Raw genomic sequence first — 23,255 nt, 5'->3', positions numbered from 1 at the left:
TATTGTAGACGATATGTCTCATTTTAGAATTTATCAAGAATCAAGCAACAAATGCAAGGTAAACAACTTTCTTTTTTCTCTAATGAGGAAGGGCTGAATCTTAGTAAAAAGCCAAAAACACCAAAGTTAGGACGTTATGAACGAATCAAACGTGAACTAGAGGAAAATGACCTCGATCCATACAAAATATTTATTGATATTGATACTCCACTAATACCAGCATATCAATATACTTTTGTGGATCTGTTCTGTGGTGCAGGAGGAATTACACAAGGATTAGTACAGGCTGGATTTAAAGCGTTAGCTAGTGTGGAAACTAGTCCTATTGCTTCTGCTACACATGAAAGAAATTTTCCTCAGTGTCATCATTTTTGTGGAGATATTGAAGACTTTTCTCCAAACAGTTGGTTGCAAAAAATAGGCTCTCCTGAAATCAATATTGTTGTTGGTGGTCCGCCTTGTCAGGGGTTTTCGGTAGCAGGTAAACGTGACCCCACAGATCCACGTAATCGTCTATTTTATGAATTTGTGCGGGTTGTTTCAGAAATACGTCCTTGGTATATAGTGATGGAAAATGTACCAGGAATTCTCACCATTCAAAATGGTAATGTTAAGCAAGCAATTATTGAAGCTTTTGAGTCTATTGGTTATTCCAATGTTTCTATAGCGATTCTAGAATCTGCTGATTATGGAGTACCACAAATTAGACCAAGAGCTATCTTTATTGCTAACAGATTGGGAATGCCAAATCCATATCCCAAAGCTCAGTTATCACCAGAAGACTATAAACCTATTGAATCAGCGATTTCTGATTTACCCGAATATAATCCAATACCAGAAATTAATCATCAATGGACTAGGCATTCATCAGAGTATATGGAGCGTATTGCTCAAGTACCTCCTGGGGGTTCTTTATATCAAAAATATGTCGATGCTTTCAAGCGACAATATCCAGGAAAGCCAAGTATGACTGTTAAAGAAAATCATGGTGGTACTCATATTCACCCATATTTAAATCGGGTAATTTCAGCCCGTGAAATGGCCAGATTACAGACCTTTCCTGATACATTTATTTTTGAGGGGACTATGAAAAAAGCCATGTGGCAAATTGGTAATGCAGTCCCACCCCGTTTAGCAGAGTGTATTGGTTATGCGCTCATACCTTATTTAAATAAGATTGCACTTAACATTAATCATAAAGTTGATATTACTTATGTTGATCAGACTGAGCTAATTTTTGATTAAGTGCATTACGCCACGTTTCAAAATCATACCAACCACATCCCACACAGCCTTCTTCAGCTTCAGCACCGCGTTGATGTACAGAAGGCCAATTTTCATCTCCTTGATACCAAAAACGAATCCCAAAAGGCGTACCTCTTTTACCAGTTTTGATACATCGCTCACAACTTCTCGATTTTAAAAGATTGTGATTACCAGAGGTATCTTTTTTCAACAACTGAAACTTTTGCTTGATTGCATCATCACTCATAGATTTTAGATGTGGAGGTTCATTAGCTCCCCACCTTTCCATCGGAAATCTATGATCAATTACTAATCCATGTTGTTCTCTTTTTCTCTGTTCTATTACGTCTGTATACGAATAGACTTGTAAAATTCTTTGGGCTAAAGAATCAGGGATATTAGATGCAGAATTAGCTGATTGAATCTCTCCCGTCCAGCGATCACACTTTGTTTTCTTACAGCAAACTTCACAATACTTATACTCAGTTTCTATCACAAGACCAGCACGCTTTTGGCTGCCACGTTTTAATCCTTTAATCCCACCACCACCTGCATACTGCTCTGATGCAATCGCCTTTCCTTCATGCTTACGACAATGCCATTTCTGGTCTGAGAGCAGATTAAAGACTTTCAGTTGTGTTGGGGCAGTTTTAAGTTGCGCTCGAATTTCTGCTATTAAGTCGTTATTCACTGTGTTCTATTGGCTTCTCTTTCCAGATGTTCAAGAAGAACGGAAACGCTCATACCTAAGCCACTAGCAAGGCTGACAAGAGCAGTTAGGGATGGATTTCTCACTCCGCGTTCTACACCAGATATGTATGTACGGTCTAAGTTGGCGCGTAGTCCTAGTTCCTCTTGTGAAATTCCCAGTTCTATTCTGCGTTGCCTCACAAGATAGCCTAAAGCACTAAGAATCTTTTGTTTCGGTTCATCCATGTGCCGATTCTCAGCTTCTATGGACTATCAGTCTACGGACGATGTGTCACATTGCAATTTACTGCCTAGAAATTTAGAAACAATGTGAGAATGAATAAACTTTTAAATTTATATTATGAAATTTATTGGTGTGGATTTGGGTTGGAAATCACAACCCAGTGGGCTTTGTTGCTTAGAATTAGTAGCAGGGAAATTAAAGTTAGTTGACTTAGAACGGAAAGATGCGATCGCAGATATCCTAACTTGGATAGATGCCTGGGTAGAAGCAAATCAACCAGCACTCATCGCCGTAGATGCGCCTACCCTCATTCCTAATCCTACAGGTAGTCGTCTTCCTGATAAACTAACTCACAAATATTTCGGTAAATATCACGCCGGCTGTTACCCTGCCAACCAAAATCTTCCCTTTGCAGAACGCACGATCAATTTTGGCTTAGAATTAGAATCCCGTGGCTTTGCCCATGCACCCGAAATTACAGCACAAACGCCGGGTAGATATCAGATAGAAGTATTTCCCCATCCCGCCATAGTCAATTTATTTGGCTTAGAACGCATTCTTAAATACAAAAAAGGGCGCATCAGTGAACGCCGCTTAGAATTAATCAAACTTTATCAATATATTGTCGAGATTCTGCCCAAGTTTGAACCAGTCTTATGTCTGGGTAATTTGCTGACTGATAAAATTCCCTATACAGGAGCAGAACTCAAAGCCACAGAAGATAAACTAGATAGCCTGATTTGTGCTTATGTGGCTGCTTACTGGTGGTATTGGGGTGAACAACGTAACTTGGTGTTAGGCGATCGCACCACAGGTTACATTGTCATCCCTAAATCAGTGCTGAGTTATGAGTGCTGAGTTATGAGTTATGAGTTATGAGTTGTAATTCAATACTCAAAACTACCCACAAAAGAGTAGAACTCAAACCCATGAAGATAAACTAGGTAGCCACTCACTACTCACTACTCACTACTCACTACTCACTACTCACTACTCAGCACTCACTACTCTTACTCAGCCCAAGCAATCAAGCGAGGTTCATAAGCACTAGACAAATGTGGGTGTTTTGGCAATACCCGCAAGGACAAGCCTTGTAAACCAGAGGTGGTATAAATGATATCAGCAGTGTAAACACTTAATCCTTGCGTATCCTGTCCCTGGTAATCCATGACGACAGGTGTAGCGTTGACAATATCGCCGTTGGCATCAATTGAACCTTGATATAGTTCTACTTGCAGATCATCATTTGTTAAAGTTGCCAAATCAACCTTAGCTTTTACACCAACGGTTTGATTAACTTCAATGTCTGCGGCGACAGATACGTCAATATCTTTGATTCTGATATTAAACCAATGTTCGCCGAGTTTAGCCTTCCAATCTGCTAGTTCTTTAGCTGGAACATAGTTGTCAGAGGTTAAGGTATGGTAGCGATCGCTAGCTGGGAAGTAAGACCTTTGTGCATATTCTCCCACCATCCGCGCTGTATTGAAGAAAGGACAATTCAACTGAATTGCGTCTTTCATTTTGGCAACCCAAGGACGGGGTAAGCCATCAACATCCCGATGGTCATAGAATAGCGGTACTACTTCTTTTTCCAATAAATCATAGAGAGCGTTGGCTTCTACTTCATCTTGGTAGTTGGGATCTTCGTAGTTTTCGCCGTGGCCAATTGCCCAACCTGTGCGGACGTAATCGGCTTCATCCCACCAACCATCTAGCACACTGAGATTAGGCAATCCATTCATAGCTGCTTTCATCCCACTAGTACCAGAGGCTTCGCGGGGACGACGGGGTGTGTTTAACCAGATATCGCAACCAGCTACCATCAATCGGGCAATGTGAATATCATAGTTGGGAACAAAAACTATGTGTTTTTCTAGGTGTTGTTCAGTGATGAAGTGATTGATTTCGCGGATAAGTTCTTTACCGGGAATGTCTTTTGGGTGTGCCTTCCCAGCAATCACGAATTGCACTTTCCGCTCTTTATTGCCTAATAAGATCCGCTTAATACGTTCAATGTCCCGCATCCACAGAGTAGCACGTTTGTAGGTGGCAAACCGCCGAGCAAAACCAATGGTTAAAACATTGGGATCAAGGACTTCTTGGGCTTGGGCAATTTCTGAGGAGGACGCACCACGATCAAGTAAATGCTTGACTAAATGATCCCGCACATACAGAATCATATCCAAACGGCAACGCTCGTGATTGCGCCACAACTCTTCATCAGGAATGGCATTCATGCGTTCCCATAGCGGGCTATCGGGTGCGGCTGATGACCAATTTGGGCCTAAATAGCGATCGTATAACTCCTGAGTGGGTTTGGCGACACAACTACGGGCATGGACACCATTGGTAATGGCTGTAATTGGTACTTCTTCTACGGGGACTTTTTTCCACAACCCTTGGAACATTTGGCGCGACACTACACCATGCAGTTGGGCAACACCATTAGAACAGGTTGCCATCTTCAAGGCTAGCACTGCCATACTAAAGGGCGCGGACAAGTCACCTGTATTCTCCCGTCCTAGTCCTAAAAATTGCTCTTTGGGTAAGTCAAAAATATCTGCGTAGTAACCCAGGTAGTGAATAATTTTGTCGGGGGGGAACAAGTCAATCCCCGCCGGGACAGGTGTATGGGTGGTAAAGATATTGCTAGACATCACCACCTGTTTAGCTTGCGCGTAGCTTAATCTATGCTCTTGAATCAAGATGCGGATGCGCTCTAGGGCTGAGAAGGCGGCGTGACCTTCATTCATGTGGTAGGCTGTCACCTCATAACCCAAAGCTTTTAATAGCTGTACACCACCGATACCCAGCATGATCTCCTGGTGGATACGCATATCGATGTCGCCACCATACAGCTGATCTGTGATGTCGTGGTCGTAGGGGTTGTTTGGTTCAATGTTGGTATCCATCATATACAGGGGTACTGTTCCCACCTGTACCCGCCAAACCCTAGCGTATACCTTGCGCCCTGGATAATCTACGGCAATCCGCAGTTCAGAACCGTCGGCATTGCGTTCTAGGTGCAAGGGCATATTGTAGAAATCGTTAATGAGATAACGTTCCTGCTGCCAGCCATCGACATTGAGATACTGAGCAAAGTAGCCTTGCTGGTAGAGTAAACCCACTCCTACTAGGGGTAACCCCAAGTCACTGGCAGATTTGAGGTGATCGCCTGCCAGCACACCCAATCCTCCAGAATAGATAGGTAGACAATCTACCAGTCCAAATTCAGCCGAAAAATAGGCGTAGCATTCCTTTGGTTTCTGACTGCGTTGTTTCTGATACCAAGTGCGCTCTTGCAAATAGTCTTCTAATTGACGAGCGGCACGATCCATTTGCGCAAGGAAGCCTTCATCTTCCACTACTTCCAAAAGCCGCGCTTGGCTGATCGTACCTAGCATCAATACTGGGTTGTGATGGCTAGATTCCCACAGATCGGGGTCTAAGCGGCGAAATAAATCTTTCGTCTCAACATTCCAATCCCAGTGTAAGTTGTACGCCAACTTCCGCATTGGTTCGAGTCGTGACGGTAGTGAAGGAGAAACGTTGAATGTGCGAATCGGCTGCATAGGTTAGCAAAGTTCCTAGTTTTAGCTATGGCTATTGTTGACTGTCTTTACCCACTGTTGCCAATTCTTTATACTATGTTTGTAAAAATGCCATGACTTTGTTAAGCATTGAAATTTACACGCATCTATTGGCTATTAGTTCATACTAATAGTATTTTGCTATATGCTCACACTGAAAATTTATACTTAATTTTATGAAAATTTAATTATTTTCTAAAGATATTCGCAATTATGCAGCGATTTCACTAAGAATACTTAATTTTCTTTAATATGGTTGCGAAGTTATCTTTTTGCTCATGATCCCAAAATAATAATTATATTTATTGAAGAATCTAGATCAAATCTGTTATTGAGGCGATCGCCTCACTCGGTGTTATTAAATTTCATGTACTCAGAGATGCTGGATCTTCAGTATTTTTTGACATAGGTAAAAGCAACGACGGTAGAAAAAGCAATTTCTGCTACGGCTTGATCCGCTAGTTTGATGCTAGATTGATTTTCTTGAGTCAGGGAAAGTAAGTTTTTTGACGACGTGACTATCGCTGTACTTTGTCCTGATGCTATCGCTCGTTGCAGAATAATCAAAGCATCCACATCTGCTGAATCATATTGCTTTGCCGGAGCGTGTTAATTTCATGTTTGAGTATTTAGTATATTTTCGTGATTCTTCGTTCTCAACCTACACCCCAACAGATGAGTTATCTACAACAAAGGCGTAAACATCATATTTTCGCCATTATTGAGAATAAAGACATATTGTAAGTTAGCAATTCACTCTTTATTAATCATAGAAAATGTATTTTTATTTACAGACAGAAAAAGACAAATATTGAATACTATGTCATTAATAATATTCTCAATTCTCCAATTTATTCTATGTCACCAATATTAAATAAAATTCTTTTATTGGGGTTGCTTCACATAAAATAAAGTGTGTTATGCTGGGAAGCAATTATTGTCAAAATCGATCCATCTAATTAAAAGTGTCATTTCGTCGTTAATTTATAAATCATCTGTGTGCAACATGATTAGAGCAGACTACTCTAGAAATTCGTTGCAAGAAAGTCGTCATAGCGATCGGGGAAAAGCTTACTTGTTTGCACCGATGGTAAATTTTAATGTGATGGCTGAAGTTGGAGATACTCCACCCTAACTTGTTTGTGTTTTAAATAAAAAAAATAACCAAAATACAACACAAATATAATTTGTGCGTGTAGGTAAAACTTTTTGTGCAATTCATACAACCTGTATAAAATTAGTGGTGTTGACTCAATCTTGTTAAATTGGGCTAGAAAATGACTGGATTTACAATTAATTGTCACTAAATTTTCGCCTGTTTATACAAGGATTACTTGTCTAGCAAAGCCAATTTTATAACCGAGTAGGCTGAAAAAAGCTCTGTAAATACCTCAGTTTTGATTTGTGAATCAGTGCAATTATGTTGTTGGTACTGATAGATCAAGACTGTCACAAATTATTGTGTTTTCAGATATACCAAGCACGATTTACTCAATTGATGTGTAGATTTTTCATATATCAATTAGGGCGTAATCTTAATAACTACTCATGTCTTATAGAAAGTAATGAGTTTACCCAGTAAGGAAGAATTTACTGGAAATAGTGGGTATTTAATAGATTGTTTTCCTAATGATATATCACTTCAGAAATCTAGGCATAAGTGTCACTACTGCAGCAAAGAAGACATCTTCAATACAGCTTCCGCATTCTTAACACCATTCATCTGATAATTAGGTCATGAATAACCAGCAATACAAATTAAAATGGCAGCGTTTTCAAGAACTTTTTGTAACTACTGCTTTAGGAGATATTCCCAGATTAGCCCTTGGGACAAAATTAAGAAATATCTTTTATAAACAGATTTTTGCTCAGATGGGTAGTTCAGTCTATATCCAAAATGGAGTCGAATTTATCAGCACTTCCTGTATTGAAATTGGTAGTGGAGTATACATGCTTAAAGGTGTACGGATTGATGCTAAAGGACACCCTAACAACCGAATTCGGCTAGGAGAGGGAGTATGGATTGAGCGCAATGTTGATATAGGGTGTTTGAAAGATTCTTGTATTGATATTGATATCGAGACTTTCATTGGCCCTAGTGTCTGTATTGTTGGGCCAGGAGACATCAAAATTGGTAAGCGTTGTCTGATCGCAGCGCATTCAGGAATATATGCTAACAATCACAAGTTTGCAGACCTGACACTGCCAATTAAATACCAAGATGTGACCCGCAAAGGAATTGTTATTGAGGATGACTGTTGGCTAGGACATGGAGTTACGGTTTTAGATGGTGTCACTATCGGTAAAGGTAGTGTCATTGGCGCAGGAGCAGTAGTTAATAAAGATATTCCTCCATTTTCTGTAGCTGTAGGTGTACCTGCACGCGTCATCAAAAGCCGATTAGCAAAAGTGACAGAACTGGCTATTCAATAGTCATTCGGTATGGGGCAATGGTTGTAGGAAATATAATCTACCGGGAAACCTTAGCCGTTAGCCCACGTCTTAATCTCAAATAGAAACAGCGATCGCCATCAAGGACATCTACCTTTTAAATTGTCGGCTAGAGACGACTAGTTACTTTAAGTATCACCGTAGTTCTCTCCAAAAGGAACGAGTTGTGGGTAATATAAAAGAGCTATCTTTTCTGCATGGCAGATACTGAGAAAGAGCTTCTTTATCATAAATTTTGGAGAGATCACCGATGGTAAGTTTAAAAATCGCTGTTTATATTGTGGTAGCTTTCTTCGTGGGTATTTTTGTATTCGGATTTTTGTCGAATGACCCAGCTCGTAACCCCGGCCGTCGGGATGCAGAGTAGGAACTAGATAAAGTATCTGTGACTGCCGGAAGCTAGAAAACACCAGACGTTACAGACACTTGCTGAGAGGTTTTTCCTTACAGTTTGGTGTCTTTTTCCGGAAAGCCTGCTGTATATAAGCAGAAAGCAAAAGCCGGGAGAGACAAGGTAAATTCGTCCTTCCGGCTATTAATTGGCTATTTGTTAGGTTGATTGTGTTCCTATGCTTCACCCAGTTCTACCCCCTACACCTCCTCCTCTTGTTGAACCCATACAACCAGCAAATTCCACTTTATCTGCGGGTAATAAGCAGTTTTCTGCCGTTGGCAATGTTGATAGCAGTAGCCCAAATCACCAGGAAATTTCCCCAGCACAACCGGAAACGCCACCTCAAAAACTCCCCATCCAAAATCTTGCTCCTGAAAAAAGTGAAGGGTCAAAACTTAAAATTGTTAATGCAGCGTCACCGAATGAATATGAGCAACCAATTGTAGAGGTTAGGGAAGATGCTGCACCCAATCATGAAAAAGCAGGGGAGCAGGGGGAAAAATCACCCAAATTCGCGCAGCGTCCCGCAGGGAGGGGCGTTAGCGGACGGTTTGTACCTTTAGTTCCCCCTGCCTCCCTCCCCCTGCCCCCTACCTCTTATCAACCAGATAATCTTCTATCAGCCGCTAAAAAATCGGCAGTATTTATCAGTCCACCGGAAGCTTTTGCGCCAGAATTTTCCCCTCTCACTACTCATAGTGCGACCAATTTGGGGCAGCCTTTGGTAATTGGTTATCCCATTCAGAAAAAAACAGACTCTCTCACCCAGGTTTTCCCCAGTTCCAGAAATTATGAAAAACCTGTTGTCACCGAGAACTTAATTAAGCAAGAACAGAAAGAAAATATTACCGTACAACAGTCTGGGGATAGCATTAATCTCTCCGTATCTGCCACTGATAGCGCACCTACGAACCAAGCAATTGAAAATGTCATTGAGTTTAAATCCCGCAACGCTACAACCCCACCTTCAGTTCCATCATCTATAAAAGTTTCCCCAAGTAACCCACAAGCTCAAACCGCACCAAATACCCCACCAGTCCGAACCAGAATTGTAGAAATTACATCAGATCGCCAAGAATACGATGAGCAAAGGCGAATTGTCACGGCTGAAGGTAACGTGGTGGTGCGATTTGATGGTGCAGTCGTAGATGCCGATCGCGTGCAAGTTAATTTAGATAATTTAATTGCCGTTGGGCAAGGTAATGTGGCACTCACAAGGGGCGACCAAGTATTACGGGGACAACGTTTTAGCTATAATTTTTTGCAAGACAGTGGCGATATAGAAAACGGTAGTGGTGAGATTAACGTCCCTTCAGCATCAGAAGATTTTGCTTTCTTACCCACGGATATCACAGGCGGAGGAGTTCCCACAGACCCGCCGAGCGATCGCATCCGTGCTAATCAACCCACTACAGGCATTAGCAGTCCCGGTGGTCTTGAATTTACTCTCGGCGGTACAGCAGACGCGAGTAATGTCCCCCCACCAAAATCAGGGGGTGAGGTGAAGCGACTGCGGTTTGAAGCTAGACAAATTGAGTTTTATCCCCGTGGTTGGCAAGCTAGAAATGTCCGCATTACTAATGACCCCTTTTCACCCCCAGAACTAGAGTTACGGGCTGATAAGGTGACAGTGACCAGGGAAGCTCCCCTAATTGACCGGATTACTACTGAGCGACAACGCCTAGTATTTGACCAAAACTTTGTCTTACCCCTTCCCATTAATCAGCAGACAATCGACCGCCGAGAGCGAGAGACAACCCCGTTAATTGTCTCCCCTGGCTACGATGGTACTAGACGTGGTGGTTTATTTGTGGAGCGGGGTTTTACGGTAGTTAACACAGACAAAGCACGCTTGCAGATTACACCCCAATTTTTTGTCCAGAGAGCGATCCAAGGCAGTGATGATGTAGCCTCACTGTTTGGAGTAAAAGGTAAGTTAAATGCGATTTTGAGTCCCAAAGCTATCCTTCAGGGTTCTGGAGAGCTAACTAGTTTTGACTTAGACAAGGTAGACGAGAATTTAAAGGCCAGTTTACGGTTGCGCCAGACTTTGGGTGATGTTAACCCCCACATTGTCAATTGGGAATATAGCTACCGCGATCGCCTTTATAACGGTACACTGGGTTTTCAAACTGTCCAAAGTAGTTTGGGGGGTGTAATTACTTCTCCAGTAATTGCCCTAGGAAAAAGTGGGATTAACCTTAGCTATCAAGCAGGCGCACAGTATATTAACGCCAATACAGACCGCCAAGACTTATTAGAGCCAAACCGCGAGAACGATCGCATCTCCCTAGGACGCTTCCAAACTAGTGCGGCTCTCAGTAGAGGATTTTTACTGTGGCAAGGAAAACCACTAGCACCCACCGCTACTGAGGGATTAAAATATACACCCAGGCCTGTAGTCCCTTACTTGCAAGCGATCGCTGGGGTCACTGGGACTACTAGTTACTATACTAATGGCGATAATCAAAATACCCTCATTGGCACAGTTGGCTTAGTCGGGCAAATAGGAAACTTTTCTCGCCCATTTTTAGACTATACAGCTTTTAATGTGACTTACTCCCAAGGTTTAAATAGTGGTCTATCACCCTTTTTATTTGACCGCTCTGTTGATAATAAAGTTTTGGGTGTTGGGATCTCACAACAAATATATGGCCCTTTCCGCTTGGGCTTTCAAACATCAGTTAACTTAGATACAGGTAGAGAAAGCAGCACTGACTACATCTTAGAGTATAGCCGCCGCACCTACGGCATCACCCTACGTTACAATCCCGTATTGGAATTAGGTGGATTCAGCATCCGTATTAGTGATTTCAACTGGACTGGTGGAACAGATCCATTTTCTGATGGTGGAGTTAGATCCGTAGTAGGTGGTGTACGACAAGAAAATTAAATATTGAGAGTTGGGCATTGGAAATATAATCTACCTTGTCTCCCCCTGCCTGTCACCTGTCACCTCTAAAGGCAAAGTGATTGTAAATGTAGTACCGTTACCTTCTTCACTGTTGAGAATAATAGTTCCTTGCTGGGCTTCAACACATCTTTTAACTATGACTAAACCTAGTCCAGTACCCTGGATTGATTGAGCATTGGAGGCTCGATAAAATGATTCAAATAGGCGTGCTTGATCTGGATCAGGAATACCAATTCCTTCGTCTTGAATTTTAAAGGTTGCTAAATTAGTGTGTTGGTCACAAATTAAATCAAATCTAATAGTTTTACGATGAAGAGAATACTTAACAGCATTAGAAAGAAGATTTACCAACATATAATTTAAGAGTCGTTCATCCATGAAAGCATCCGTTGCTTCACTAGAGCAGTTAAAAATAATTTCATGTCCACTAGTTGTTAAAGATGTAAATTCTTCTATTAATTCTTGACAGAATTCTTTCAAATTTAAAGGTGCAGGTTTACACTCTAGCTTGTCAGCTTCTGCTTTTCCCATAAACAATACATCTTCCATCAAGTTCTTCATGGATTCAACTGCAATCTTAATTCTTCTTAAATAAGTATTTTTCTTGACTTCTGTTAAATTTTCTCCTTGCAATTCTATCAATTCAACTGCGGTTTGGATCACACTTAAAGGATTGCGAAATTCATGGGAAACAGTAGATATAAAAAGCGATTTTAGATTATTTAGTTCTTGTTCTTTATGTAAGGCTTGTTCTAGTAATTCTGTTTTACGCCGTTCACTGAGATCCCAAAAAACAATAACGACACCATTTATTTGATTAGGTAATCCCATAATAGGGGAAGCACTATCACCAATAGGTACTCGTTTGCCATCTTTAGTTATTAAAGATGTGAACTCTTTTAAATAAACTACTTGTTGCTCTCTTAAAACTTTGGTGACTGGATTTTCTAATTTAGTCTCTGTAACTTCATCCACAAGATGAAAAATTTTAGATATATCTGTACTTAAAGCGTCTTTCTGCTGCCAACCAGTCAAAGCTTCGGCTGCGGGATTCATAAATGTTACAAGTCCCTGATCATCAGTGGCAATCACTGCATCACTAATCGAATTTAACAAAGTTGCTAATTTATCATGATTTTCTCTAATATCTCGTTCTAATCGATGTTTTAAAAGACCAATTTCAATGGCTATGCGTAAGTCTTTAGATGTGAATGGTTTAATAATATATCCAAAAGGTTGGGTAATTTTTGCTCGCTCTAAAGTATTATCATCACCATAGGCGGTTAAAAATATAACGGGAATATCTAAGTGTTCCCTAATGTAACTAGCGGTATCAATCCCATCCATTTCACCTTTGAGGATGACATCCATTAGAACTAACTCTGGTTTAGCTTCTAATGCTTTAGCGATCGCTACTTTTCCCGAAGAAGCTGTACCTATCACTGTGTAGCCTAGTTGAGTAAGTTGACTGGCAATAGTTCTAGCCACAATGACTTCATCTTCAACTACTAAAATTTTTGCTGTTTCCATTGCTCTTTTTTAAATTTATTAAATTAATTAATCAATAATAATTTATTGTGGAAAGCTTATTTTAAATAATGTGCCATTAAGAGATTCTACAGTCACATCTCCTTCTAATTGTTCTGTTGCCAAATCATACACTAACGAAAGACCCAGAGAAACTGGATTCTGCCAATCTAAATCATTCGGTAAACCAACACCATTATCTTGAATAATCATTTCAATATTGTTATTTATAGGACGTAACCTAATGATAATCATGCCTTTTTCTTGATCAAGAAAAGCATATTTAAGAGAATTAGACATTAGTTCGTTGATGATTAAGCCACAGGTGATCGCTTGGTCAATATTCAAATGAATGGGATGAATATCCGTTCTTACAATTATTTTTCCTGGTACTATATGATATGAGGTGATAATACTAGTTACTAAATTATCAATATATTCAGTAATATTAATTTGACCAATATCAGGAGAAGTATATAAATTTTTGTGAACCATAGATATTGATTCAACACGATTTTGACTATCTCTTAATGTTTTAATTAGTTCAGGGTCTTTGAGGGTTTGAGCCTGCAACTGTAATAATCCAGAAACTATCTGCAAGTTATTTTTAACCCGATGATGAACTTCTTTTAATAAAATTTCTTTTTCAGCTAAGGCATTTCTTAATTTAATTTCTGCCTTTTGTCGTTCAGCCAATTCATTATGGGCTTGCTGAAATATGTAAGATTGTTGAATAGCGATCGCAATTGGTACAGAAAGTTGATCAAGTAAATCTAGTTCATGTTCTTTCCATATCCTGGTGCTAGAACATTGGTGTGCTATCAAAAGACCCCAAAGGTGAGGATTGATATCCCCTTCCCCCATTTCTAGTAAAATTGGTACGACTAGGTTGGCTTTGACTTGAAATTGTTCTAATAATTTAATATGACAATTGGTCAGTCCAGCTTCATAAATATTAGCGATCGCTCGTTTTCTTCTCTGGTAATACTCTGCTCCTGCCCCTGTCTGAAAACAAGTATCCTCAATGTCTGTACTCAAAGAAATTGTCCATCCTGGTTGTACTGATTCGGCAACAATTTTACCAATCATATTTAGATCAAACTGATAAACTACAACGCGATCAACTTCTAGTAAATCTCTCACTTCTTGAACTGTGGCATTGAGAATATCTTGAAGATTTAAAGATTGATGTATTCTTTGAGCAATAGTTCGCATTAGTTGCTCTCTTTCAGCTTGAGCTTTGAGTGTGCGTTCAGTTTGTTTACGTGCTGTAATATCCTGTCCAATCCCAATGATTTGACCATTAGGAAGTAGGATATTTGCCCAAGATGTATCTATTAACCGACCATTGGGTAACAAAGTTTTCCAATCATTCCAAGAGCTGTCTGCGGATTGAATACAATTAATCACAGACTGATAATATTCAGGATCAGGGTACAACTCTGCTAAAACATCACGAGTTTGAAAATCTTCTAAATCCAAACCTAAAATACGTTCTAACTCTTGGTTTACCCATTGAACTTTACCATCGGTATTAACAATCGCAATCATTAAAGGAATAAGTGCAAAAATATTTTGCAAGAAGGAATTTTGCTCTTGGAGTTTTACCTCGGCATTTTTCCGTTCAGTGATATCATAAAGAATAGTTAAAATAGCATATTCGTTGTTAAAATTTAAATATTGTAGTGATGCAATAGCCCAAAATAATGTACCATCAGTCCGCTTAAATTGGATATCGTAATTTACTAAAGAACCATTTTGAGCTAATGCTGCTAAAGTTTTTTGTTTGTCATTCGAGTTTTGGTATAGCTCTGAAATATGCCGATTTACTAAATCATCATTAGTTAATTGGAATTTTTGAATAAATTCTGAGTTGCTATATAAAATTAAACCATCTGCTACCCGTGAAATAATTAATGGGACAGGAATAGCCTCGATAATACCTCTGAGTCTAGCCTCACTTGTCTGTAGTGCGTGTTCAATTATTTCCCGTTCTTCGACATGAATTCTTTTCTCTTGGTGTAACTCAATTTGGCTGATTACTTGACTTGCCAATCTATGTAATAAAGCCTGTACCTTATGGTTCAAGTACCGTGGTACAAAATCCATAACAGCCAAACTACCTATTGCAAAGCCATTGGCAGTAATTAGAGGAATACCCGCATAAAAACGCACATGACAGTTTGATAATACTGGAGAATTTTCAGCAAACCTATCATCTTGCAAAATATCTGGAATAACTAATATTTCTCTTTGCAAAATAGTATAATTACCCAAACAAATGCTCCGTGGTATTTCTGATTCAGTTATTCCCACTTTGGACTTAAACCATTCCCGATCAGTATCTATGAGACTAATACAAGCTATTGGTGTTTCACAAATATCAGCCGCCAATTGCACCAGATTATCGAAAGCTTCTTCCGGTGGTGTATCTAAAATCTGACATTTTTGCAATAATTCGAGGCGTTGGCTTTCATCGTCAGATAATAACATTATTGATTGATTACTTGTTTTTTAAAAAAGTTATAATTTACTTTATTAGTAAAAATATTAAAATAACTTGAGGGGAAATAAAACAAATTATCCCAAATTGGCAGTTAGTTATTAGGGAGTGTCAATACAAATAAATAATTTGTTGGTATTTCCAGGTTTTATCTCACTAATGAGCCGTACATAAAGACAAATAAAATAGTTACACTAGAGAGCTAGTTATAATCTAAAATTCTTTGAAACCTTGTGATTTATTTCATCGCGGACGACCTAAAGTAGTGATGTAAATCACAGCTTCATCAGCAGGAATTCCTAAAACTTCATTTACTTGGTCATCGAAAAAGCCACCGATACCACTGACACCTAAATTGAGATGAGTGGCAGCTAAATTTAGACGTTGCCCTAAATGACCAGCATCCATGTGTAAGTAACGATAAACGCGATCGCCATATTGAGCAATAGCTGATTTCAGGTCGGCTGTATGAAAAAGCACGACCGCAGCATCTCGACCTAGTTCCTGACCCAAACAAAGGAAGTGTAATTCTCGCCGGAAATTCTTAAACCTGATTTGTCGTAATTCTTGGGCTTTGGGTGCGTAATAGTAACAACCAGTTTCTAGTCCTTTAACACCGCAAACAGCAATAAATGTTTGGATTAAATTCAAATCAAAGTAATCAGGTGCAGGATCTAAATTTTGGTCTAGATAATTTTGGGATTGATAGGTGAAATCGAGTAAAGCTTTAAGTTCATCTAGAATTAACTCATCACCATTGTAAGCACGGGTAGAACGCCGCTTGTGGATGGTAAGTTCTAAATCTGAGAGATGGTTTCCCCAATCAATGGGTGTGGTGGTAGTGGGAACTTTAAGACAGAAAGGAAAATTATATTTATCTTCTAAGGATTTTGGTTGTTTGACTGTAGGTAAATTCAGGTTGCCCGTAATACCAGTATTAATTTGGGTGTAGCAATGAAAATATGACAGAAGTTCACCATCCGGTATGTGGGGATAGTTAGTTTCTGTAGCTGAGGGGAGGGCAGTACATCCTGATGGTAAATTTTGTCTGATATCTAATAAGTCTGCTAGAGGTAAAACAGCGATCGCTCCTTCCTGTAATGGATCTATATAAAGTAAATTATTAACTGCTTCATCAATAAAACCACCAATCAAATGCGGGCGATAATCAGTAATTGCCCCTGCTAATTCTATATTGCCCAATAAATGTCCTGTATCCAAACAAATCCGCCGATAAGCACGGTCTTCATACCGCCAAGCAGAACGATAGAAAACTGCCGTTACAATGATTGCTAATTGGGTATTTTCTAAAGCCGGATGCCAAAAACAAGCTTCTTGTAATGCTTGCCACGTGTCATTTTCCCAATAGTGGGTCAGTGAATGAGTCCGACATTGGTAGTTATACAGCCCTGGCGGTAATAGGGGTGTACCACGAGACACTACATACACTTCCGCAGGATATAATCCCCCAGCACTGGGAGCAGAACGTAAATATACCGTATTCCCCAGAGAAGGCATTCTAGCTGTCAATCCGTAACTGCGAAACAAAAACCGCGAAAGTCTTTGCCACCATTGGGCATTAGGGTCATTGACAAACGCCTCTGGAGTTTCTTGAATATAAGGTTTGAGGTCGATATCAGAACCAATTCTATACTCCTTAAAAGGTACTGGCTGTTTAGCCCAATCTAAACTCTGGCTCTTAGCAGCAAGGGTATCAGGGTCATATTTAGTCCGTTCATGATAGTGTTGGGCAATTGATTGGTGTAGTTCTGGCATAGTGCTGGTGATACCGTTATGACATCCTTATGTTGATCTTGGCATTCATCAGTCCCATTATTTCGTTTTAATTAATACAGTTGCAGGAATTACATCTGAGTATTTTATCATTCCCTTGAAGTTGAGAAGTCAGAGGGATGGGGAGACAAGAGATTGACACGCCAATTTTTGCAAATTATCTACGACAGAAAAACTATTAGCTTTTGCAAATATTTCATAAGAGTTGCTAAATTTTGCCAATAATTCAGGATTATTAATATTGCCATATGCAGGTAGTTAACTGTTCTAACTTGAAATATTTCTATCAAAAGATAGATGTATCAAGCAATTCTTTTGATGTATGCGAAAATCGCCGTCAATTTATCGCCAGAAAATTATAAAGAAATGTTGCATTTCTAAAAAATATTGTTATATTAGTTTACATAAGGCAACAATCCTTAGCAAATTCAGTTTGGAGTGCCAATCATGACAGACACAACAAAAATCACAGCTCCTGTAATCGAAGATCGCAACGCTTGGCGTTGGGGCTTTACTCCCCAAGCCGAAATTTGGAACGGTCGCTTGGCAATGATTGGTTTTTTAGCGGCTGTATTAATTGAATTGTTCTCTGGTCAAGGCTTTTTACATTTCTGGGGCATTCTGTAATACTAGTTTAAAAAGATGCGACAAATAGACACGTAGGTGCGTAATCCACTGCGCTATTACCTAGGTAAATGTGTTGCTTCTATCTTTTGAGTTGGTATAAGTTTTAAGATGTCAGGTTGCCTCGTAATAATAAAGAGATAAACAAAAAACCTGGGAGTTAAATTATCTCCCAGGTTTTTTATTATTTTTAATCAATAGTCGCAAGTCCACAGTCAAGTTCAAGATTGAAAAAGCTTGATTATTTATTGATAATTGACTATTGATTTAGGACTACCGGATATATTCCTTAAGTACGCTATTGCGATTGGGATGGCGTAACTTACGGAGTGCTTTGGCTTCTATTTGACGAATCCGTTCACGGGTAACGTTGAAAATCTGACCAATTTCCTCTAAGGTCTTCATCCGACCATCATCTAAACCGTAGCGCAGTCTGAGAACATCACGTTCACGAGGGCTGAGGCTATCGAGGACTTTTTCGAGGTCTTCACGGAGAAGATTTTTAGAAACTTGATCTTCTGGGGTTTCACCGTCGGATTCAATAAAATCACCTAAGCGGGAATCTTCTTCTTTACCAATGGGTGTTTCTAGTGAAATTGGTAATTGAGCAGATTTAGCAATGAACCGTAGTTTCTCGATGGTCATTTCCATGCGAGTCGCGATTTCTTCTTCTGTTGGTTTACGTCCCATTTCTTGAGACAACAACTTGGTAGTTTTCTTAATGCGCGAAATGGTTTCGTAGAGGTGAACAGGTAGACGAATTGTACGGGATTGGTCTGCTATTGCTCTGGTGATGGCTTGGCGAATCCACCATGTAGCGTAGGTGGAGAATTTATAACCTTTCTCATGGTCAAACTTCTCCGCAGCCCGAATCAAGCCAAGACTACCTTCTTGAATTAAATCTTGGAATGATAAACCGCGATTCATGTACTTCTTAGCAATTGAAACTACAAGACGTAGGTTCGATTGCACCATTTTATCTTTCGCTCTGCGACCAATGTGCAGACGATAACGAAATGCTGGTAATGGTAGTTGTACGGCTTCTGCCCATTCTTTATATTCGGGTTCGCGTTCTAATTGGTCTTGCAACCTATCTCGAACCCGTTCTAATTCCAATAAATCAGCAATTTTCCGCGCCAATTCGATTTCTTCATCAGCACGCAACAGCCGAATTCGACCGATTTCTTGCAAGTAAAGACGAATCGAATCTTCAGTGTAGTGCTTCTTCTTGCTTTGTGTCCGACGACGCGATTTAGCGGCTTTTCCAGACTTTGCGTCGTCCTCATCAGACTGAGGCTCTAAAAAATCATCAATTTCGCCTTCATCGGTAAGCAGCAAGTCCTCTTCTTCTTCTTCAATTAAGAGGTCTTCTAACTCGATTTCTTCAGGCTGATTCATTATTTCTAGGTCAGGCTGATAAATGCTATCGAGTACGTTGTTAGCCTGGTTCATGCCGCGTTCCTCATGCTCCTTGCAGAATCAATTACTCAAGACTTGGTTACTGCTCTTTTTAAATTGAGCTAGTTGATAAACAATAGGGTTTTAGATTGATTACCCTGGTGTTTTTAGGAAGTTTTGCTCTTCCTTAACGAATGGGAAAAGCCGCAGTGGATGCTGACTTACTCACCTATCAATGCCAGCCAAAATTGTTGCTTTCGCATACAACTTTTAACTGGCTTCTCTAAAAAAACTTGTCTTGATCAAAAAATTTATCCCTCGGTATAAATGAATTATGGCTGTGGGCATATTTTCCTATAAAGACTGTTTCGATTGTAGCCTGTTTCACAAAAATTGCACTTTTTTTGTGTGTTAATCATGAAGTCATTAAGCAAGGTAAAGCCACTAATATCAAAAAGACATTAAACATGGTAGTGATGCACTTAAATTTTCTCTAAAGTTTTTTTGAATTGCAGTGGCATTATCTTTATATTCTTAGGAATTTAAAGCTGTCTTTACATAATTTTATGTATTATGTAAAACACAAATTACCTAGAATATAGTGTATTTCATGTTAACTTATTCCAGAAGCATTGAGTCACCCATTTTTACAATTCCTTCATAAAACAGTCAGTCCGGAGAATTGGGTAAGACTTCCAATTAAATCAAGATACCAATGGAGTTAGTTCTTGTCTTTAAAGACGGAACTTTTTACGTGTCAACCGCCTTTACTAGCTAGTAAAGGTTTTGGACACTACCCCAATGGCAGTTGGTTGAGATTTCAGAAATTCAGCCTTATTCACACATTAGCGCAATGCTGAGATTTCACACCTCTGAATCTTGACAAACTTTGATTATTGTATCCAACGATATTTTAATCAATTAAAAAGGGATTTGACAGTTGGGATTACAGATATTTGCTGACTTAAAGCAAAACTTTATCTAATACAGATGAAATTATAGCTCTCAAAAAGTTAAAGAGAGAACATATTAGCTAGCTAGTATCAGACTATTGTCTACTTTAGGCATCTGTATAAGGGGATGCTTAATTTTGGTCTTCATCTTCAGGTTTAACCTATTTCCAATCTGGTAGGTTGTCAAAAAATTGCAATAAATTCGGCTTATGTCCTGGAAAATATTGTGATTTCGTCATCTTTGATGCTGAAGAAACTCGGATAGTTATACTAGTCTGATTAATACAGAGCTTTGCTATCCCAGCTTAACAAATGCTGTTTCCGATGGTGGCATTAATGAGCTTGGTAACTAAAAATTAATATTTTTTTGAATTATTCAAGCAATAACAAACAATATTCAATCAATTTGGAAAAGTTACTTGACATGAAAACAGTTTTGTGCATTTTGATATCAATAAAAATTGATGATGTAGTTAATGATTCCTTAATGTATATTATCAAACAATTTTCCTTAACTAAAAAAACAAAACAAATTTCCCGGACTGACTTCCTTGGTAGATATCCTGCACGCTGAAGATTTTTTCTTTGTGAAGTTACTGTGTTATTGGTTGTGTTGGTGTGGTGAGGCGATGAGGGTAGAGGTGAGCATTGACAATAAATGGGTAATTGATGTTTACCAATTACCCATGCAGAAGTTTATTTGAGGCTAGTCAGCTGATTAGGGACTTCCAAAAATTAAATTATCCCAAATTGACTGTTCGTAGGGTGCGTCAGTACAAAGAATATCTGCGCATAGCAAAGGTTTCTCACACTGACGCACCCTACAGATGGAACATTTTTTTAGTTGGAAGTCCCTTAGATATCGAGATCGTGGAGGTTTAGTTTAGAACCATAGGTTTCGATAAATTCACGTCTAGGTGCAACGCGATCGCCCATTAAAATTGTAAAGATGCGATCTGCTTCAGCTGCATCTTCAATTTCTACGCGTTTGAGAGTGCGGCTTTGGGGATTCATAGTGGTATCCCAAAGTTGTGCAGGCATCATTTCACCCAAACCTTTAAAGCGTTGGATGGTATAGTTGGCATTAGCTGGGAATTTGGCGATTATTGCTTGCAGTTCGCGATCGCTATAACAATAATCATGATTACGTCCCCGTTCTATTTTATATAATGGGGGACAAGCGATATAGATAAAGCCTTGTTCGATGAGCGCTCGCTGGTATCGATAGAAGAATGTCAGTAAGAGTGTGCGGATGTGCGCCCCATCTACGTCCGCGTCTGTCATAATAACGATGCGGTGATAACGTAGTTGGGTGGAATCGAATTCGTCACCTTTGACTCCCAAACCCAAGGCTGTGATTAAAGCCTGGACTTCATTATTCTTATAGATTTTGGAGTCGTCAGTTTTCTCGATATTGAGAATTTTACCCCGTAGAGGCAAGATTGCTTGAGTACGGCGATCTCGTCCTTGTTTAGCACTACCACCCGCAGAATCCCCTTCCACTATAAATATTTCCGATTCACTAGGATCACGGGAACTGCAATCTGCTAATTTACCAGGTAATGGAGAAGATTCTAATACTGATTTGCGTCGTACTAACTCCCGCGCGTGGCGTGCAGCTTCTGCGGCTTTGAAAGCTTGAATAGCTTTATCTAATATAGAGTCTGCTATACCGGGACGAAATTCTAGATACTCTGTGAGAACCTCACCTACCAAAGAATCAACAATACCCCGAACTTCGGTGTTACCGAGTTTAGTTTTGGTTTGTCCTTCAAATTCAGGGTCTGGGACTTTAACAGAAATAACCGCCGTTAAACCTTCCCGGACGTGTTCACCACTGAGGTTGGGTTCATTTTCTTTAATTTTATTACGCTTGCGAGCGATCGCATTTAAGGTTCTGGTTAAAACCGCTTTTAAACCTTCTAAGTGTGTACCACCATCAACAGTACGAATATTGTTGGCAAAACCCAGCACATTATCTGTGTAAGCATCCGTACACCACTGCAAGGAGACTTCTATTTGTACGTTGTTGCGTTCTCCCTGCACATAGATAATTTCTTCATGCAGTGGCTGCTTCTCGCGATTCATGTAAGCGATATATTCCCGAATCCCACCCTTATACTCGTAGCTTTCTATCTTGGGTGTATCGCTTTTAATAACGTCTAAGCGGTGATCGGTAAAAGTAATTTTCACCCCGGCATTCAAATACGCTAATTCGCGTAATCGAGATGATAGGGTAATGTAATCAAACTCAGTATTAGTGGTAAAGATTTGCGGATCTGGCTTAAAGCTGACAGATGTACCTGTTCTCGCTTCCTTATAAGGCTTGGCGATCAGTTCCGTGACAGGGACACCCCGTTCATATCGTTGAGTGTGAACCTTGCTATCTCGCCAAACGGTTACTTCTACAACTTCCGATAAGGCATTAACGACAGAAATCCCAACCCCGTGCAATCCCCCAGAAACTTTATAACCACCGCCGCCAAACTTACCCCCAGCGTGCAGTACGGTTAACACAGTTTCTAAGGCCGATCTCCCCGTGCGTGAGTGAGTATCAATTGGAATACCGCGGCCATCATCTGTCACCGTCACTGATCCATCAGCATTGAGGTCAACTTCTATATGAGTACAGTGACCTGCTAATGCTTCATCAATAGAGTTATCGACCACCTCATAAACTAAATGGTGGAGTCCTCGCGGGCCGGTAGAACCGATGTACATCCCCGGTCGTTTGCGGACGGCTTCCAGACCTTCCAGAACTTGAATCTGATCGGCACTGTAACTGCTCGTCATGAAAATTCTCCTGATGCGTGGGGTTGAAATCGCCCAAAGGCTGTAAAGTCAAAACACCCCAAAATTTTAACACAAAAGCCTTGATGGCGACTGTAGGGCATTTTTATGAGAAGTTTATATAGGGGATGTATC

General features: G+C 39.8%; 17 protein-coding genes. 8 read left to right on the top strand and 9 right to left on the bottom strand.

Features of this window, described 5'->3' with window-relative positions; genetic code table 11:
* Positions 1–51 precede the first annotated feature (51 nt).
* Positions 52–1,245, top strand: coding sequence for a DNA cytosine methyltransferase (locus ACM0OR_RS14940; RefSeq protein ID WP_414577058.1), 1,194 nt, complete (start codon positions 52–54; stop codon positions 1,243–1,245).
* On the opposite strand, the gene ACM0OR_RS14935 is transcribed toward ACM0OR_RS14940, so the two are convergent.
* Both ACM0OR_RS14935 and ACM0OR_RS14930 read right to left on the bottom strand, forming a co-directional pair.
* Positions 1,208–1,936, bottom strand: a complete 729-nt coding sequence (locus ACM0OR_RS14935; protein WP_414577057.1) for a restriction endonuclease — start codon at positions 1,934–1,936, stop codon at positions 1,208–1,210. The genes ACM0OR_RS14940 and ACM0OR_RS14935 overlap by 38 nt on opposite strands.
* A complete protein-coding gene (locus ACM0OR_RS14930) occupies positions 1,933–2,181 on the bottom strand; it encodes a helix-turn-helix domain-containing protein (protein WP_414577056.1) in 249 nt (82 codons plus the stop codon). The genes ACM0OR_RS14935 and ACM0OR_RS14930 overlap by 4 nt, the downstream gene beginning before the upstream one ends.
* Before the next feature lie 115 nt (positions 2,182–2,296).
* Between ACM0OR_RS14930 and ACM0OR_RS14925 the strand changes: the two genes are divergently transcribed.
* Positions 2,297–3,037 (top strand): DUF429 domain-containing protein, encoded by a 741-nt coding sequence (locus ACM0OR_RS14925; RefSeq protein ID WP_414577055.1) that lies wholly within the window; start codon positions 2,297–2,299, stop codon positions 3,035–3,037.
* Positions 3,038–3,189: 152 nt separating this feature from the next.
* Here the strand turns inward: ACM0OR_RS14925 and glgP are convergent, their stop codons facing one another.
* The gene (gene glgP / locus ACM0OR_RS14920; protein WP_414577053.1) at positions 3,190–5,754 is read right to left on the bottom strand and encodes an alpha-glucan family phosphorylase; all 2,565 of its coding nucleotides are present in this window, start codon (positions 5,752–5,754) and stop codon (positions 3,190–3,192) included.
* A gap of 408 nt (positions 5,755–6,162) precedes the next feature.
* Positions 6,163–6,348: a hypothetical protein gene (locus ACM0OR_RS14915; RefSeq protein ID WP_323264766.1), complete on the bottom strand. Its 186-nt coding sequence runs from the start codon at positions 6,346–6,348 to the stop codon at positions 6,163–6,165.
* A 430-nt stretch (positions 6,349–6,778) separates the two neighbouring features.
* Between ACM0OR_RS14915 and ACM0OR_RS14910 the strand changes: the two genes are divergently transcribed.
* From ACM0OR_RS14910 to ACM0OR_RS14895, 4 genes are all read left to right on the top strand, one after another.
* Complete coding sequence (locus ACM0OR_RS14910) at positions 6,779–6,907, top strand: hypothetical protein (RefSeq protein ID WP_323264765.1); 129 nt, start codon at positions 6,779–6,781, stop codon at positions 6,905–6,907.
* A 602-nt stretch (positions 6,908–7,509) separates the two neighbouring features.
* On the top strand, positions 7,510–8,205 hold the full coding sequence (locus ACM0OR_RS14905) for an acyltransferase (RefSeq protein WP_414577051.1): 696 nt from the start codon (positions 7,510–7,512) through the stop codon (positions 8,203–8,205).
* Between the two features lie 268 nt (positions 8,206–8,473).
* On the top strand, positions 8,474–8,590 hold the full coding sequence (locus tag ACM0OR_RS14900) for a photosystem II reaction center protein I (RefSeq protein WP_190696783.1): 117 nt from the start codon (positions 8,474–8,476) through the stop codon (positions 8,588–8,590).
* Between the two features lie 202 nt (positions 8,591–8,792).
* Positions 8,793–11,510, top strand: a complete 2,718-nt coding sequence (locus ACM0OR_RS14895; protein ID WP_414577048.1) for a DUF3769 domain-containing protein — start codon at positions 8,793–8,795, stop codon at positions 11,508–11,510.
* A 30-nt stretch (positions 11,511–11,540) separates the two neighbouring features.
* Here the strand turns inward: ACM0OR_RS14895 and ACM0OR_RS14890 are convergent, their stop codons facing one another.
* From ACM0OR_RS14890 to ACM0OR_RS14880, 3 genes are all read right to left on the bottom strand, one after another.
* The gene (locus ACM0OR_RS14890) at positions 11,541–13,061 is read right to left on the bottom strand and encodes an ATP-binding protein (protein WP_414577046.1); all 1,521 of its coding nucleotides are present in this window, start codon (positions 13,059–13,061) and stop codon (positions 11,541–11,543) included.
* A 42-nt stretch (positions 13,062–13,103) separates the two neighbouring features.
* A complete protein-coding gene (locus tag ACM0OR_RS14885) occupies positions 13,104–15,551 on the bottom strand; it encodes a GAF domain-containing protein (protein ID WP_414577045.1) in 2,448 nt (815 codons plus the stop codon).
* A gap of 253 nt (positions 15,552–15,804) precedes the next feature.
* Positions 15,805–17,337, bottom strand: coding sequence for a SagB/ThcOx family dehydrogenase (locus ACM0OR_RS14880; protein ID WP_323264760.1), 1,533 nt, complete (start codon positions 17,335–17,337; stop codon positions 15,805–15,807).
* 465 nt (positions 17,338–17,802) lie between these two features.
* On the opposite strand from ACM0OR_RS14880, the gene ACM0OR_RS14875 reads away from it, so the two are divergent.
* The gene (locus ACM0OR_RS14875) at positions 17,803–17,982 is read left to right on the top strand and encodes a chlorophyll a/b-binding protein (RefSeq protein ID WP_015139003.1); all 180 of its coding nucleotides are present in this window, start codon (positions 17,803–17,805) and stop codon (positions 17,980–17,982) included.
* Positions 17,983–18,252: 270 nt separating this feature from the next.
* Here the strand turns inward: ACM0OR_RS14875 and rpoD are convergent, their stop codons facing one another.
* The gene (rpoD, locus tag ACM0OR_RS14870; RefSeq protein WP_190696769.1) at positions 18,253–19,431 is read right to left on the bottom strand and encodes an RNA polymerase sigma factor RpoD; all 1,179 of its coding nucleotides are present in this window, start codon (positions 19,429–19,431) and stop codon (positions 18,253–18,255) included.
* Positions 19,432–20,881: 1,450 nt separating this feature from the next.
* Between rpoD and ACM0OR_RS14865 the strand changes: the two genes are divergently transcribed.
* Positions 20,882–21,034 (top strand): hypothetical protein, encoded by a 153-nt coding sequence (locus ACM0OR_RS14865; RefSeq protein WP_414577043.1) that lies wholly within the window; start codon positions 20,882–20,884, stop codon positions 21,032–21,034.
* A gap of 151 nt (positions 21,035–21,185) precedes the next feature.
* On the opposite strand, the gene gyrB is transcribed toward ACM0OR_RS14865, so the two are convergent.
* Positions 21,186–23,123 carry a DNA topoisomerase (ATP-hydrolyzing) subunit B gene (gene gyrB, locus ACM0OR_RS14860; protein WP_414577041.1) on the bottom strand — a complete coding sequence of 646 codons (1,938 nt, stop codon included), beginning with the start codon at positions 23,121–23,123 and terminating at the stop codon, positions 21,186–21,188.
* Positions 23,124–23,255 lie beyond the last annotated feature (132 nt).

Source organism: Anabaena sp. CCY 9402-a (genome assembly GCF_963920945.1).
GTDB lineage: Bacteria > Cyanobacteriota > Cyanobacteriia > Cyanobacteriales > Nostocaceae > Trichormus > Trichormus minutissimus.
This window is presented reverse-complemented; position numbering and strand designations above follow the sequence as displayed.

Bases quoted from the DNA above. Each gene is read 5' to 3' on its own strand.
- ACM0OR_RS14940 (WP_414577058.1), top strand. From the start codon at position 52: ATGCAAGGTAAACAACTTTCTTTTTTCTCTAATGAGGAAGGGCTGAAT.
- ACM0OR_RS14930 (WP_414577056.1), bottom strand. From the start codon at position 2,181: ATGGATGAACCGAAACAAAAGATTCTTAGTGCTTTAGGCTATCTTGTG.
- ACM0OR_RS14925 (WP_414577055.1), top strand. From the start codon at position 2,297: ATGAAATTTATTGGTGTGGATTTGGGTTGGAAATCACAACCCAGTGGG.
- glgP (WP_414577053.1), bottom strand. From the start codon at position 5,754: ATGCAGCCGATTCGCACATTCAACGTTTCTCCTTCACTACCGTCACGA.
- ACM0OR_RS14910 (WP_323264765.1), top strand. From the start codon at position 6,779: ATGATTAGAGCAGACTACTCTAGAAATTCGTTGCAAGAAAGTCGTCAT.
- ACM0OR_RS14905 (WP_414577051.1), top strand. From the start codon at position 7,510: ATGAATAACCAGCAATACAAATTAAAATGGCAGCGTTTTCAAGAACTT.
- ACM0OR_RS14900 (WP_190696783.1), top strand. From the start codon at position 8,474: ATGGTAAGTTTAAAAATCGCTGTTTATATTGTGGTAGCTTTCTTCGTG.
- ACM0OR_RS14895 (WP_414577048.1), top strand. From the start codon at position 8,793: ATGCTTCACCCAGTTCTACCCCCTACACCTCCTCCTCTTGTTGAACCC.
- ACM0OR_RS14890 (WP_414577046.1), bottom strand. From the start codon at position 13,061: ATGGAAACAGCAAAAATTTTAGTAGTTGAAGATGAAGTCATTGTGGCT.
- ACM0OR_RS14885 (WP_414577045.1), bottom strand. From the start codon at position 15,551: ATGTTATTATCTGACGATGAAAGCCAACGCCTCGAATTATTGCAAAAA.
- ACM0OR_RS14880 (WP_323264760.1), bottom strand. From the start codon at position 17,337: ATGCCAGAACTACACCAATCAATTGCCCAACACTATCATGAACGGACT.
- ACM0OR_RS14875 (WP_015139003.1), top strand. From the start codon at position 17,803: ATGACAGACACAACAAAAATCACAGCTCCTGTAATCGAAGATCGCAAC.
- rpoD (WP_190696769.1), bottom strand. From the start codon at position 19,431: ATGAACCAGGCTAACAACGTACTCGATAGCATTTATCAGCCTGACCTA.
- gyrB (WP_414577041.1), bottom strand. From the start codon at position 23,123: ATGACGAGCAGTTACAGTGCCGATCAGATTCAAGTTCTGGAAGGTCTG.